Origin of the sequence: Streptoalloteichus hindustanus (assembly GCF_900129375.1) — a bacterium.
GTDB classification, from domain to species: Bacteria; Actinomycetota; Actinomycetes; order Mycobacteriales; family Pseudonocardiaceae; genus Streptoalloteichus; species Streptoalloteichus hindustanus.
In genome coordinates this window covers 294,573-309,762 of record NZ_FQVN01000005.1, presented here as the reverse complement: position 1 = coordinate 309,762, position 15,190 = coordinate 294,573, and the positions used below count along the sequence as shown (strand labels likewise).

The following is a 15,190-nucleotide window of genomic DNA, read 5'->3' as shown; positions in this document are numbered from 1 at the left end:
CAGGCTCGGGGTCGGGTCGGCCGGCACCTCCTCCGGCTCGGCGTCGGCGGTGGCGGCCATGTGCTCGCGCAGGCTGCGCGGCCGCATGTCCGTCCAGACCTCCTCGATGTGGGCCAGGCACTCCTCCTTGGTGCCGGTGCGGCCCACGGCCTTCCAGCCGAGCGGGATGTCCTGCTCGGTGGGCCAGATCGAGTACTGCTCCTCGTCGTTGACCACCACGTGGTAGGTGGGCTCGGTCGCCTGGGTCGTCTCGGTCACGGGTCACTCCTCGTTCTCGTGCGCGGTGTTCCTGTCCACAGTGTCCTTGTCCACAGTGGACTGTGTGGTGGTGTCGACGGCCGAGTGCGGCAGTGGGGCCGACGGGTCGGCGACGGCCTGCGCCATGGCGGCGTCGAGCCCGTCGAGCAGGGCGGAGCCCCCGCCGGCCGGGTGGGTTCGGCGCTGGTCGAGCACGATCACCATGTCCTCGCCCAGTTCGCCGACGCTGAGGTCCGTCGTGGTGCCGTCCCAGGTGTCGGTGCCATCCCAGGTGTCGGTGGCGGACCTGGTGTCGCCGCCGATGAGGTCCGCCTCCCGGAACAGCTCGATGGAGACCCCGAGCTCGGCCAGCGTCCGCTCGCCCCGGGTCAGCGAGCTGCTGGGCGCGTTGCGGCACAGGTGCACGGCCACGTCCCACCGCGCGGCGACCCGGGGCGGCGTCACCACGCCCAGGTCCACCGCGAGGTCGACGACGTCGTGGTAGGGCAGGTAGTGCACGACCGCGTCGAGGAAACCCGCCTGGGTCCGCGACATCAGGTCGCGGAACGACGGCTCGCGCAGGCCGGTCAGGTCGACGCCGAACACGACGCGGTCGGTCAGCGGGCCGACCACCGAGCCGAGCTGGAGGTGGTCCCGCAGGTCGACCTCCGTGCTCAGGTACAGGCTGTCCTTCCCAGTGCCAGTGCCAGTGCCGGTGCCAGCGCCAGTGCCGGTATCCGTTTCCGTGCCGGTGCCCTGTGTCCACAACCACCACGCGGTCAGCGCGGCCATGGCCAGCGATCCGTTGCCGCCCAACGGTCCGCCCGGCTCGGTCAGCGCCTGCCAGCGCGACCCGGGCACCCGCAACCGCGAGGTCGCCGGTGGCCCGGCCGGATTGCCGTCCCCGCCCCGCACCGGCAGTGCCGGCAACCGGCGGGACCACCAGCGGTGCCGGGCCGCCCGCACGGTCTCCCTGTCCAGCGGGTGGAAGTCCGCGACCTCGGCGAAGTCCCGGTACTGGGCGGGGCGGAACCGGCCGTAGTAGGCCTGCCACACCGCGCCCAGCACCATGTAGCGGGACCGGGCGTCGAGGAGCATCTGGTGGGCGACGACGCCGAGCACCACGTCCGTCTCGGAGAGGCGGACCAGGTGCAGGCGGACCAGCGGATCGCGCTCCGGGTCCGTGGGCCGGTCCCGGTCCGCCCGCAACAACTCGACGCACCGCGCCTGCGGATCAGGGTGGCCGCGCAGGTCGGACCGCACGAGCGCGTCGGCGTTCTCCCTGGTGCGCATCCACAGGCCGTCGTCGTCCACGAAGTTCACGCGGAGCAGGGGAAAGGCGTCCAGCACCTCGTCCGCCGCCGCCGCGAGCCGGTCGTCATCGATCCGCCCGCTGCCCAGCAGACCGCGCGCGGCGAAGGCGGCCGCGGGCGGAGCCTCCCGCAGCCACCGCCACGCCCCTCGCTGGAGGAACGAGGCCCGGCGCAGTCCCGGTCGCGAGGAGAGCGATGTCATGGTGTCTCCCCCGTGACCCGCACGTCGTCCCAGCGCACCGTCCCCGCCATGCCCACCAGGACGCGACGCGCCCCGGTGAACGGCTCCCGCCCGTGGGCGGAGAGGAGGTTGTCCACGACCATCACGTCACCGGGCTCCCAGGGCAGCGCGACCAGCTCCGACCGGTAGGCGTCCCGGAGGTGGTCGAGCACATCCGGTTCGATCGGCCGGCCGTCGCCGTAGTAGGTGTTGCTCGGCAGGTCCTCCTCCGCGAACTGCCGGAGCACAGCGTCGCGCACCTCGGGCAGCAAACTCGTGACATGAAAGAAAATGGCGTGATTGAACCAGACCCGCTCACCGGTCACGGGGTGTTCGGCGAGCGCCGGCCGGACATGGCTGGTGCGCAGCCCGCCGTCGGGTTTCCACTCCAGGTCGATGCCCCGCTCCTGGCAGTACGCGGCCACCTCGTCCCGGTTGTCGGTCTGGAACACCTCCGGCCACGGCAGGCCGACGCCCTCCCCGTAGTTGCGGACGTACCGCACGCCGACGCGCGCGAAGTCGCGCACCACCCCGGGATCGAGACGGGCCAGGATCCGGCGGGTGTCCGCGACCGGGGTCGCCCCGCCGCTCTCGGCCGCGACCGCGCAGCAGAACGCCAGGGTGGCCGGGAACTCCCGTTGGTAGGAGTTCTCGTTGTGCAGCGCGATGGGCTGGTCGGCCGGGTGGTCGGTGGCGGTGTAGATGTGGTCGCCGATCTCGGTGCGGGGCGAGGAGCGCTCCACGTACGCGAGCGGCTCCCCGGCGAGGGCGCGCACCACCTCGCCGAAGTCCTCCTGCGCCACGTGGAAGTCGCGGAACAGCAGCGCCCCGTACCGGTGCAGCCAGGAGCGGACCCGGCCGCCGTGGGTGCCCGCCCACGCGGCGAGGTCGACGTCGTCGTGGCTGGGCCGCAGCACCAGCGGGAGTTCCCGTCCCGGCGGCGTTCCCCCCGGACGCACCCAGTCGGTCGTGGCCAGCGCGATGGCGCGGCGCTGGCCACTGACCGGTCCCCTGTGGACACTCATCGCCGGTCCCCGGGGTAGCCGCCGAGCAACACGTGCAGGAAGCGGTCGCTCTCGCCGAGTCGGAGGACGTCGCGCAGCGGCGCGGTCTCCATCGCCCCGACCGGGCACAGCCCGAGTCCCAGCTCGGTGGCGACCTCCATCAGCAGTTGGGTCATCGCGCCCGCCTCGAACATCGCGAAGTCCGCGGCGAGGTTCCCGTACAGCGGGGTGATCGCGTCCATCCGCGCGACGAGGTAGAGCGAGAAGGCGGACTCGCGCAGGCTCCTGCGGTTGATCTCGGCGTGCGCCGAGGCGTCGACGCGGGCGCCGGGAACCACGGGCACCAGGCAGTTGCGCGCCGGGTGGTGGTAGTAGCTGCCCGACGGCAGTTCCCTGACCCGGCCCGGCTCCACGACCAGGTAGGCCTGCACGGGGTAGGCGCTGCCCGCCGACGGGTACCAGCGCTTCGGTTCGCCGCCGTGGCGGGTCTGCCGCATCGCGGAGAGGAGTTCGGAGATCGCGGCGAACTCCACCGGGCGGGAGTCGAAGCCGCGGTGCGTGCGGCGGTTCACCAGCCGCTCGGGCGCGGAGCCGGTGATCTCGACGCCCTCGGTGTCGTCGTACTCGTGGCGGATTCCGTGCGCGGCGTCCTTGAAGGCCTGCCGTTCCAGGATTCCGACGAGCAGCGGCGTGCTGGCCGAGGTGCTCTCCTCCTGCGGGGCGGCCGCCGCAGTCGGCGTCGCCGGCACGGACGACGCGGCCACGGGCGGGGTGTCGGACTCGGTGCCGGACCCGGTGGCGGACACCGTGTCCGGGGCGGCCGACGGGATGGTCTCGGTCTCGCCGAGCTGCCGGCTGACCAGCACCGCGATCGACGGGAAGCGCAGCAGCTCCTCGACGTCGACGGTGATGCCCAGCTCCTCCTCGACCAGGGTGGCCAGGCGGACCAGTTCGATCGAGGTGGCGCCCACGTCGAGCAGGTTCATGTTCGGCTCGATGTCGCTGACCCCGAGCACGCCGCAGGCGATCCTGGTCACCTGCTGGATCAGCTCGTCGTCGGCGGGAGCGGTCGACGCCGCGGACTGCTCGTCCACAGTGGACGGAGACGCGGCGCTGGCCAGCGCGGCGCGGTCGACCCGGCCGTCGGAGGTGAGGGGGAACTCGGTCACCACCTCGACCCGCGTGGGCAGCAGGTAGGGCGAGACCTTGCGGCGCAGGAAGTCCAGCAACGCCGGGCCGTCGACCTGCGCGCCGGGCGCGAGGCGGACGTGCGCCACCGACTCGCCCTCGGTCACCGGCACCACCACCGCGTCCCGCACGGCCTCGTGGCCGGCCAACGCCACCTCGGTGTCCTGCATGTTCAACGCCCGGCCGTGCACCGTCACCTGGGCGGCCTCGTCGCCGACGACCTCCACCACGCCGTCGGGCAGCACCCGCCCGAACCGGCCGGTGGGCGTCAGCGGCTCACCGGTCTCGGGATGCGGCACCCGCGCCCCGGACTCGCTCTCGGTGTCGCTGTCGGAGCAGGGTTCGGCGGCCACACCGCCGAAGTGCAGCCGGCCGGTCACCCAGACCGGACACTGCGTCATCGTCTCCGACAGCACGAAGACGCGGTGGTTCGGCAACGGCCGCCCGATCGGCACCGAACGCCACTCGGTGGGGATCTCGTCGATCTCGGCGCAGGTCGTCCAGAGCCCGGGGACGGTCGCGGCGCCGAGGGCGGCCACCACCGGAGCCGGGTCCGCAACGCCGCGAAGCCGGCGAACCAGGTCGGCGGGGAACCGCTCGCCACCGACGAGCGCCAGCCGGAGTTCGGCCGGAAGCCGGTCGCCGCTGGCCTCCAGGTGGTCGACGAGCATGCCGAGCAGGGTGGGCGGCGAGTGCCAGACGGTGATCCTCTCCCGCCGCAGCAACGCCGTCCACGCCGCGGGGTCGCGGGCGTCGAGATCGTCGCCGAACACCACGGTCGCCCCGGCCAGCAGCGCGCCGACCGTCTCGTAGAGCGCGAACCCGGACTCGGGCGAGGACAGGGCCAGCACCCGGTCCTCCGGCCCGACGCGGAAGCGGGCGTTCAGCTCGGTGAGCGTGGTGACGATCGCGCGGTGGCTCACGGCGACGTGGTCGCGGCCGTCCTCGCCGGGCACCAGGCAGGCCGCGGCCTCCGGTGCTCTGTCCACAGTGGCCGGAGTCGGTCCCGGCTCCACCTCGTCCACGGCGATCACGGTGGCCGAGTCCGGCCAGGACAGTCGTTCGCCCAGCCAGGACTGGGTGAGCACGACCGCCGCCTCGGAACGCGTGACGCGCTGCCACCGGGCGACCTGGCCGAGGCCGGGCGGCACCGGGAGGTGGACGCCGCCGGCCCGCAGGACGCCGAGCAGCGCGACGACCTGTTCCCAGCCGGGCTCGACCGAGCACACCACGCGGTCGCCAGGAGCGACGCCGGCCGCGAGCAGCCGCGCCGCGAGGGCGTCCACGCGGGCGAGCAGGTCGGCGCGGTCGAGGACGCGGCGCGGGGAGACCACGGCCGGGGCGTCCGCCCGGACCGCGTCGGTCCCGGCCGCCACCAGCTCGTCTAGCCGGCCGGCCGGAATCGGCGCGGTCTGGTCGTTGATTGCGCGCAGCAGCTCCTGTTGGTCGGCGGGAAGCAGCGACGCTGTGGACCTGGCCGTCAAGGCTGACCACCTTTCGTTTGCTTGGCCCCCGCCACGAGAGCGGCGAGCGCGTGCTCGAAGGCGCCGAACATGGCGGGGACCAGACCCGGCGGGAACGCCGCCGGCACGTGGTCCCACGTGCACACCAGGCGGCCGGCGTCCTCGCCGACCTGGTGGTCCAACAACACCTGCGGGGTCTGGCTGACCGCGAAGACCGCTCGCGCGCGCCACTGGCTCGGCGGCGCCGGTGGTGCCACGCCGTCGGGCAGCAGGGTGCTGGTGAAGACGACCGGCATCAGCGCCTCGTCGCGGCGGCGGGGATCTCGGCGCAGCATCCGCAGCACCTCGACGCCGCTGACCGTCCGGTGCTCCAGGTCCCGCCAGATCCGGGCCTGCACCTGGCGGGCCAGCTCCGGCACCGAGGGCGCGGTGGCGTCCACGGCGAGCAGCGTCGTGGCGGTGAAGTCCCCGACGAGCGCGTCGACCTGGGGGTGCAGCGGGAAGCGGTTGAACGTCGTGAGGTTGAGGGTGAACCTCGGCGAGGCGCTCCACGCCCCGAGCACGTGGGCGAAGGCGGCGCAGACGACCGCGGACGGGGTGAGCCCCTCGGCGGCGGCCCATGCCCGCAGCGCGGCCCAGTCCTCGGCGTCCACTGTGGTCGCCAGCCGCTCGAACCGGGGCTGGACCAGCTCCTCGGGTCGGGCGAGAAGGGGCAGGGCCGGCGCTGGAGGCAGCTCGGGCAGGAGTTGTTCCCAGTACCGCCGCGCCCTGCCGTGCGTCGCGCTGTCGCGGAACGCCGCCATCGCGAGCACGTAGTCGCGGAAGGAACAGGTCAGCTCCGGCAGGGCCGTGTCGGGGTCGTGGTACAGGGCCAGCAGTTCGCCGGTGAGGACCCGGGTGCTGTGGGCGTCGGCGATCAACAGGTCGAGGCTGAGGTGGAACCGGGTGCGGACCTCGTCGAGCCGGTGGGTGCGCATCTCGAACAGCGGCCACCGAGCGGCGTCGCGCACCTCGTGGGACATCTCCTCGCGCACCGCGGCCAGCCGCGCGTCCGCCTCGTCCTCCGACAGCCCTCGAAGGTCCACAGAGGACACTTCGAAGGCCGGCACCTCGGACAGCACCTGTTGCTGGCCGTCGGGCCGGAAGACGGTGCGCAGCGCGTCGTGTCGGTCGACGAGCCGGCGCACCGCGATCTCCAGCCGGGCCGGGTCCAGGTCCTCGACGTCCAGTTCCACGTAGCTGTGGGTGGCGACGCCGCCCAGGCCGGCGGCGGTCCGCCTGCCCAGCCAGTACGCCTGCTGGATGTCGGTGAGGGGGAAGGGATCGTGCCGCCGCTCCGGGTCGGGCCGCAACACGGGCAGTTCGTCCGGCGCGGCGGCGGGGCCGGCCGGGCCGCTCTCGGCGTCGGCGATCGCCTCGGCGAGGGCGAGGACGGTTGGCGCGTCGAGCAGGCGCGCCAACGGGATGCGGATTCCCCGGTCGCGTTGGATGAGGGTGAGCAGCCGGATGGCCTGCAACGACGTGCCGCCCAGGGCGAAGAACCCGTCGTCGGGGTCGATCTCGTCGACCTCCAGCACTTCACGCCACAACGCCACGATCTCGGGCACGAGCGCGTGCGCGCGCCCCGGGTCCCGGTCGCGTGGTTCCTGACGGACGGCGGGCCGCTTCTCCGCTCGGGAGCGGAGCTCCGCGCGGTCGACTTTTCCGTTGTTGGTCAGGGGAAGCTGGTCCAGGACGTGGAGCGTCGGCGGCACCAAGTGGCTGGGCAGCAGCTCCGCGAGGCGACGGCGCAGCGCGGTCGGGTCGACCTGCTCCCCCGGTTCGCGCGCCACGTAACCGGCCAACCGCTTCTCCCCCCGGGGATCGCCGACCGCGACCACGGCGGCGGTCCGCACCCCGGGCAGACGCTCCAGAGTGGACTCGATCTCGCCGAGCTCCACCCGGAAGCCACTGATCTTGACCTGGTTGTCCTCCCTGCCCAGGAACTCCAGGTTCCCGTCCGGCAGGTAGCGGGCGATGTCCCCGGTCCGGTAGAGGCGTTCCCCGGTGTCGGGGTGGGTCAGGAAGCTGCTCGCCGTCCGCTCCGGGTCGCGCCAGTAGCCCAGGGCCACGCCGGTGCCGCCGATGTACAGCTCGTCCGCGACCCAGTCCGGCCGCGGGGACAGCCCGCGGTCCAGGACGTGCATGCTCTGGTTGTCCATCGGCATCCCGTAGGGGATGCTGCGCCAGGACGGGTCGACCTCGCCGATCGGGTACCACACCGACCAGATCGACCCCTCGGTCGCGCCGCCGAGGCTGCGGACGTGCGTCTCCGGCGCGAGCCGCCGGAGGCGGTCCGGCAGCGCGACGGGAATCCAGTCGCCGCTGAGCATGACCACGCGCAGGGAGCGCAACGCCTGGGGCGCCAACGCCTCGGCGTAGCCGACCAGGACCTCCGCGAGCGCTGGGACCGAGTTCCACAACGTGATCCGCTCGGTGGCGACGAGCTCCGCCCAGTGCGCGGGGTCGCGGCGTCGGGAGTGCCGTGGCAGCACGACGGTGCCGCCGGCGGCGAGCACGCCGAACAGGTCGTAGATCGCGAGGTCGAAGCTCAGCGAGGAGACCGCCAGCACCCGGTCGTGCGGGCCGACGGCGAAGTGCTGGTTGACGCACCGGATCGTGTTGGCCGCGCCCCGGTGGTCGATCATCACGCCCTTCGGCTCGCCGGTCGAGCCGGACGTGAAGATGACGTAGGCGAGGTCATCCATCCCCTGGGCGCGGTCCAGCGGTTCGTCGGAGGCGTCGAGGGCGCTGTTGTCCTGGAGGGCGCTGTTGTCCTGGAGGGCGCTGTCGTCGTCGACGGCCAGGACGCTCAGGTCGTCCGGGAACGGGACCTCCTCGGCGACGGCGAGGTGGGTGAGCGCGATCCGCGCCTCGGCCCTGTGAAGGAGGTGGGTCAGGCGGGCCGCCGGAAGGTCCGGGTCCACCGGCACGAACGCCGCCCCGGACTCCAGGACACCGAGCGCGGCCACGACCTGCTGCCATCCCTTGCGGGCCACGATCGCGACGAGTTCGCCCGGCTTGGCCCCGAGCCGGCGGAGGGCGCGGGCGACCCGGTGGGAGCGCGCGGCCAGCTCGCGGTAGGTCACGCGCACGTCCCCGTCGACCACAGCGGTGTGCTCCGGGAAACGTTGCGCCGCCTCGAAAACGGTCTCGTGCAGGCAGCGGTCGGGCAGGGGCACGGCTGTGCTGTTGACCTCGGCGCGGCGGTTTCGTTGCGCGTCGGGCAATGGAACACGGATCGGCTGCTGCCAGGCGTGGGGCTGCGCCGCGAGTCGGGCCAGGAAGTCCTGGTAGGCGGCGAACATGTCGTCCAGCACGCCGGGCTCGAACAGCTCGCCCACCGCGTCCCAGTTGAACACCAGCTCGCCCTGCTGCTCGCTGACCTGGTGGTCCAGGTGGACCTGCGGAGTCTGGGTGATGCCGTAGGTCGTGGAGCCCAGTGCCCACTCCTCGGCGGCGTCGGCGCTGGTCGCGTTGTCGGCCAACGGCAGGTTGGAGGTGAACACCACGGGCGTGACCAGTCGGGGTCGGCCGCCGTGCCGCGCGACCCACTCCCGCATCACGGTCACGCCGCTGACGACGGACCGGTCCAGGTCGTCCCACAGCCGTTGTTGCAGCGCACGCGCGCGGTCGACGAAACCGCCGGCGCGGGTGTGGTCCACCTCCAGCACGGTCAGCGAGGTGAAGTCGCCGACGATCTCGCCGACCTGGGGGTGCACGGGCTCCCGCTGGAACACCGTCAGCATCAGGGAGTAGTGCGGCCGACGGCTCCATGTCGTCAACGTCTCGGCGAAGACCGCCAGCAGCAGGCCGGACGGGGTGAGTCCGACCGACGCGGCGAGTCCCTTCAGGACTGTCCACTCCGGAGCGGCGATCCGGCCGGAGCGGCGCTCGAACCGGGGTTTGCCCAGCGACTCGGGTGTCACCGCGAGCGGCAGGTCAGGTCCCGGCGGCAGGTCGGCGATCCGCTCGCGCCAGTAGTCCAGCGCGGCGGCGTACTCGTCGGAGGCTCGGCGCTCCCGGTCGGCGAGGACGTAGTCGCGGAAGCTGACCTCCAGCGGTGGCAGCTCCCGCGCGGGGTCCTGGTAGCGCAGGCCCAGTTCGGACAACACCATGCCGAAGCTGTAGGCGTCGCAGATCAGGGCGTCGACGCTGACGTGGACGAGCGCTCCCCCGTCCCGCAGCAGGGAGACGCGCACCTCGAAGAGCGGCCACACGTCGGCGGGCAGCACCTGGTGCGACATCTCCTCCCGCACCGCCAGCAGTCGCCGCCGCTCGGTGGCCTCGGAGACGTCCCGCAGGTCCTGCACGGCGACCTGGTACGGCGGAACGGACGCCAGCACCTGCTGCCGCCCGTCGGGCCGCACCAGCGCGCGCAGCATGGGATGCCGCTCGATGACGCCGCGCAGGGCGGTCTGGAACCGGTCGAGGTCCAGCTCGGGCGCCGACAGTTCCAGGTAGGCGTGGGTGGAGACCTCGCCGAGGTCGAGACTGTCGTCCCGTCCGACGTAGTACGCCTGCTGCACGTCGGTCAGCGGGAACGGTTCGGTCAGCGACTCGGGCGCGGGCACCAGCCGGCCCGGCCGGGTCTGCCGGGACGGGTCGCGCTCGTCGACCCGCGCGGCCAGGCCGGCCACCGTGGGGGCCGCGAACAGGTCGCGCAGTCCGATGTCGACGCCGCACCGCTCGCGCAGCCGGGCCGCCACCCGCGCGGCCAGGACGGAGTGTCCACCCAGGACGAAGAAGTCGTCGTGCGGGCCGGGTTGGCGCTGTCCCGGCAGCAGCTCGGCGAAGACCTCGGCGACCACGGTCTCCGTCCGCGTGCGTGGCGAGACGACCCGCTCGATCCCTTCGCCTGCCGTGGCGCTCGGCTCCGGAAGGCGCAGTCGGTCCACCTTGCCGCTCGGCGTCATCGGCAGGGCCGGCACCTGGGTGAGCAGGCTCGGCACCAGGTAGCCCGGGAGGCGCTGACGCAGGAAGTCGCGGACCTGGGCGAGATCCAGGTTGCGGTCCGCCACGAGATATCCGACCAGGGCGGTGGATCCCGTGGAGTCGGGGCGGGCGACGACGGCGGCGGCGCGCACCTCGGGGTGGCCCGACAGCGCTTGCTCGACCTCACCGGGTTCCACGCGGTGGCCGCGCACCTGGACCTGTCCGTCGAGCCGGCCCAGGTAGTCGAGTTGGCCGTCCGGGCGCCACCGCGCGGCGTCTCCGGTGCGGAACGCCCGAGATCCCGGCGGCCCGTCCGGCGCGGGCAGGAACACCGCCGCGGTCTCGGCCGGGCGCCGGTGGTATCCCCGGGCCAGGCACTCGCCGCCCACGTGCAGTTCGCCCGGCGCGAGCGCCGGCAGGGCGCGCAGCGCCGAATCGCGCACCTGGACCGCGACGCCGCTGATCGGCCGGCCGATCGGCACTCGGGACTCCGTCGCGCTGTGCGGAATCTCGGCGGCGGTGGCGTCGGCCGACGCTTCCGAGGAGCCGTACAGGTTCAACAGGGTCCGGCCGGGCAGCCGCTCGTGGAAGCGGCGGGCCAGACCGCCGGACAGGGACTCCCCGCTGAGCACCCAGAACCTCAGCTCCGGCAACCGCTGGTCCAGGTCCGGCAGCTCGTCCAGCAACAGGGTGGCCAGCGACGGCACCCCGACCAGGCGCGTCACCCGGTGCGCGGCCAGCCGGTCCACCAACCGCACCGGATCGGCGACCTCGTCCGGGGACAACACGAGCAACGGCACGCCGGCGATCAACGGCCCGAAGGTTTCCCACACCGAGTCGACGAAGCCCAACGCGGTGCGGGCCGCGCAGACCTCGCCCGGCTGGAACGGGTAGACCTTCTCCCACCACGCCGCGCGGTTGACCGCGCCGCGGTGCAGACCGAGCACGCCCTTGGGTCGTCCGGTGGAGCCCGAGGTGTGCAGCACGTACGCAAGGTTGTCGGCCCGGACCGGCAGACGCAGGTCGGCGGTGTCCTCTGTGGACAGTGCGTCGCGCTCGCTGTCCAGCAGCAGCACCGGTCCCCGGTACTCCGGGCAGCGGTCCTGGATCTCCTTGGTGGTGACCAGAAGCGTTGGGGCGGCGTCGGCGATCACCGCGGACAGCCTGGTGCTCGGGTGGTCGGGGTCCAGCGGGACGTACGCCCCACCGGCCTTGAGAATCCCGAGCATCGCGGTCACCGAGTCCGAAGACCGGGGCAGGAACAGGGCGACCCGGTCCTCTGCCCGCACTCCTCGCGCGCGCAACCGGCGGGCGAGCTGGTTCGCCCGCGCGTTGAGCTGCCGGTAGGTGATCTGGTGCCCCGCCGCCAGGAGCGCCACGGAGTCCGGCGTCCGCGTGACGCGGTCCTCGAACAGCCCGTGCAGGGTGGTGTCGTGCTCCACCGCCGTCTCCGCGACCGCCACGGGCGCGGCCCGGAGCAGCTCGGCGGGGTGCCGGTCGGGGGACTCTCCGACGCGTTCCAGGGCGGTGCGGAGGTGGTCGGCGAGAAGCCGCACCGTGGCGGGGGCGAAGAGGTCGACGTCGTACTGGAAGGCGACCTGCAACCCCTCCGGTTTCTCCCGCACCTCGACCACGAGGTCGAACTGGGTGGTGCCGAGGTCGACGTCCGCCACCTCGGCCGCGAGCCCGGCGAGGTCGACCGGCGGCGGGGTCTGGTGCGCCACGCACACGACCCTGATCGGCGGTTCGTTGTCCGCGTGGCCGTTCGCGCGCAGCAGCTCGACCAGCTTCTCGTACGGCAGTTCCTGGTGGGCGTGCGCGGCCAGGACGCGGTCCCGCACGTGACGCCACAGCTCCCGGAAGTCGGCCTGGTCGTCCACTGTGAACCGGAGCAGGACGACGTTGACGAAGTAGCCGACGAGCCGTTCCAGTTCCGCGCGGTTCCGCCCGGCCACGAGAGTGCCGAGGACGACGTCTCGCTGGTCGGTCACGGTTCGCAGCACCGCCACGAAAGCGGCCAGCACGAGCATGAACAGCGAACCGCCCTCGCGCTGCCGCACCTCGCCGAGTCGGCGGGTGGCCTCCGGTGACAGGACGAAGTGGTGGTTCGCGCCCTCACCTCGCGGTGCGTCCGCGCGCGGCCGGTCGGTGGGCAGGTCCAGCCGGGGCAGATCCCGCACCTGCTCGGCCCAGAACTCGGTCAGGGCCTCCAGTTCCGGGCCGCTGAGCCGGTTTCGTTGCCATGCCGCGTAGTCGCCGTACTGGACCGGCGGCGCGGGCAGTGCGCACGGTTGGCCGAGCACCTGGTCCTGGTAGAGCGCGGAGAGCTCCTGGACCAGAACGCCGTTGGACCAGCCGTCGATGGCGATGTGGTGGAAGACCAGCAGCACCAGGTGGTTGTCGGCCGCGAGCCGGAACACGGTGACCCGCATCGTCGGCGCGGCGGCGGTGAGGTCGAACGGACGACGGGACTCCTCCCGCAGCAGCGCCGCGAGGGCGTCCTCCGACGCGCCCACCCCACTCAGGTCGACGAGCCGGAAGGGCGGCTCGGCGCAGGAGTGGACGGTGTTGCGGATCTCGTCGCCATCCAGGACGAAGCTGGTGCGCAACACCTCGTGCCGCTGGACGACCTGGCGCAGCGCGGCGCGCAACGCGGTCGTGTTGAGCGGGCCGCGCAGCCGGATGGCGGAGGCGTAGTTGCAGGCGGCGGGGGTGAGGCCCTGGAGGACCCACATCCGTTGCTGGGCGAACGACAGCGGGGCCGGCTCATCGGGGCCGAGCCGGGGGATTCCGGTGCGGGCGCCGGACTGCCGGCGCAGCACCTCCTCCAGCATCGCCCGCCGCTCCGGCGGCAGTGCGGCGATCCTGCGGGCGAGTTCGTTGGAACCGCGCTGTTCTCCGTTCACGGCGTTCCCCCTCCCGTCAGGCCGAACTCCTCCGCCAGCGCGCCGACCGAGCCCACCAGTTGGACCAGGCGCTCCGCGGTCGCCCGTTGGGCGGGCGGGCGGTCGGCCAGCCGGTCGACGAGCCGCACGACCGCCTCCGGCCGGAAGAACGGGTTGTCCCGCAACGCCGATCCGCGGGCCAGGTCCCGCACCGCGGCGACCATCCCGTCGTCGCCGACCACCGGTGGCGCGAAGAACCCGCGCTTGCGCCCCGCGCTGACCTCGGCCGGCAGCCGGTCGGCCATCGCGGCGCGCAGGGGGTACTTCGTGGCGCCAGCACGGGTGTACCAGTGCAACGGGGTCCGGCGGGCGACGGCGAACAGGTGATGGTCGAAGAACGGCAGCCTGGCCTCCACAGCCTGGGCGGCGTCCAACCGCTCCGACGCGAGGATGTAGTGGGGCAGCCAGCTCTTCGCGAACAGGTACGTGGACTGGTGCAACGTCGCGCGGCCGGCGAGCTGGTCCCCGGTCGCGGCCAGCAGCGGCGCGCAGGCGTCGGTGACCGACACCTCGGCGGCGAACTCCGGGCGCAGCAACGGCATCACCGGCGAGGTGACCGACAGGTACCGGTCGAGCACCCAGCTCGGCACGAACCCCAGTTCGTCCAACAGGGTGCGCAGGTGCTGGGGTGCGCCGGCGGCCACGAGCTTGCGGTAGCCGCGGCGCGTCTCCGCGAACAGGTCCGGAGACAGCCCGAGCGCCAGGTCCTTCTGGAACTGGGGATATCCGGCGAAGATCTCGTCGCCGCCCTCGCCGCCCAGCACGACCTTGAAGCCGTGTCCCCGGATCGCCCTGCTGTGCAGGTACCGCGCGATCCCGTGGGCGTTCTCCTGGACGCTCTCCCCCGCCCACACCGTTTCCCGCAGGTGGTGGGCGAAGTCGGCGCGGTGGGAGTCGATCTGGTGGTGCCGGACTCCAAGTCGATGGGCGGTGCGCTCGGCGACCTCGCTCTCGTCGTACGCGGGGTCGTCGAACCGGACGGTGAAGGCGGTGACGGTGTCGTGGCGCGCCGCGGTGGCGACCACGCTGGTCGAGTCGAGCCCGCCGCTGAGGTGGTAGGCGACCGGGACGTCGGCGATCATCCGGACCCGGACCGCCTCCTCGATCGCGGCGCGCACCTCCTCGACGTGGCTCTCCCAGTGCTCGTCCCCCTGCTCCAGATCCGCCGCCAACGGGTAGTCGAGGTCCCAGTAGCGGCGGACGGCGACGCCCCGCGGCCCGGCGACGAGGTAACAGCCGGGCGGGAGCTGGGAAATCCCGGCGAAGAGGGTGCGGTCCGGGGGTGGCGCGACCTGGAGGTGGGCGGCGAACGCGGCGGTGTCCCAGCGGGCGGGCACCCCGCAGGCCAACAACGCCTTGATCTCCGAGGCGATCAGCAGACGGCCCTGGTGCCGGGCGTAGTACAGGGGTTTGACGCCGAAGCGGTCGCGCGCCGCGAACAGCTCACCCGTGCGTTCGTCCCAGATGACGAAAGCGAACTCGCCCCGGAGCCGGTCGAGCGCGTGGTGGCCCTCCCTGGCGTGCAGGTGCAGCGCGATCTCGCTGTCACCTCGCGTCCGGAACACGTGTCCGGCGTCGGCGAGCTCCCGGCGAATCCGGCGGTAGTCGTAGAACTCGCCGTTGGCCACGAGGTGGCGGTGTCCCTCCTCGTCGGCGATCGGCTGGCGCCCGCCGTCCGGGTCGATCACCGCGAGCCGGGTGTGGCCGAGGACCGCCCGTCCGGTGGGCGAGCACCACACGCCGGACCCGTCGGGCCCGCGGGCGCGCAGCGCCGCCATGCCCGGCAGCGCGTCCGCCTCGGCGAGCCCGCCGTCCGGCGCGTGGATCGCGACGATTCCGCACATGG

At 73.1% G+C, this 15,190-nt stretch carries 5 protein-coding genes and 1 pseudogene; all 6 read right to left on the bottom strand.

The genetic code is table 11. The features are described from left to right. Positions 1-51: 51 nt before the first annotated feature. Positions 52-258, bottom strand: a pseudogene (locus tag BUE43_RS35195) (MbtH family protein); the annotation flags it as partial. Positions 259-261: 3 nt separating this feature from the next. Beyond that, complete coding sequence (locus BUE43_RS17220) at positions 262-1,752, bottom strand: condensation domain-containing protein (protein ID WP_073484336.1); 1,491 nt, start codon at positions 1,750-1,752, stop codon at positions 262-264. After that, complete coding sequence (locus BUE43_RS17215; protein WP_073484334.1) at positions 1,749-2,795, bottom strand: TauD/TfdA family dioxygenase; 1,047 nt, start codon at positions 2,793-2,795, stop codon at positions 1,749-1,751. The genes BUE43_RS17220 and BUE43_RS17215 overlap by 4 nt, the downstream gene beginning before the upstream one ends. Continuing rightward, positions 2,792-5,446, bottom strand: a complete 2,655-nt coding sequence (locus BUE43_RS17210; protein ID WP_073484332.1) for an AMP-binding protein — start codon at positions 5,444-5,446, stop codon at positions 2,792-2,794. The genes BUE43_RS17215 and BUE43_RS17210 overlap by 4 nt, the downstream gene beginning before the upstream one ends. Beyond that, a complete protein-coding gene (locus BUE43_RS17205) occupies positions 5,443-13,305 on the bottom strand; it encodes a non-ribosomal peptide synthetase (RefSeq protein ID WP_073484330.1) in 7,863 nt (2,620 codons plus the stop codon). Before BUE43_RS17205 ends, BUE43_RS17210 begins: the two co-directional genes overlap by 4 nt. Further along, positions 13,302-15,188, bottom strand: coding sequence for an asparagine synthase (glutamine-hydrolyzing) (gene asnB / locus BUE43_RS17200; protein WP_073484328.1), 1,887 nt, complete (start codon positions 15,186-15,188; stop codon positions 13,302-13,304). Before asnB ends, BUE43_RS17205 begins: the two co-directional genes overlap by 4 nt. Between the last annotated feature and the right edge of the window lie 2 nt (positions 15,189-15,190).

Excerpts from the sequence above, each read along its gene's own strand:
- BUE43_RS17215 (WP_073484334.1), bottom strand. The coding sequence starts at position 2,795 with ATGAGTGTCCACAGGGGACCGGTCAGTGGCCAGCGCCGCGCCATCGCG.
- asnB (WP_073484328.1), bottom strand. The coding sequence starts at position 15,188 with ATGTGCGGAATCGTCGCGATCCACGCGCCGGACGGCGGGCTCGCCGAG.
- BUE43_RS17220 (WP_073484336.1), bottom strand. The coding sequence starts at position 1,752 with ATGACATCGCTCTCCTCGCGACCGGGACTGCGCCGGGCCTCGTTCCTC.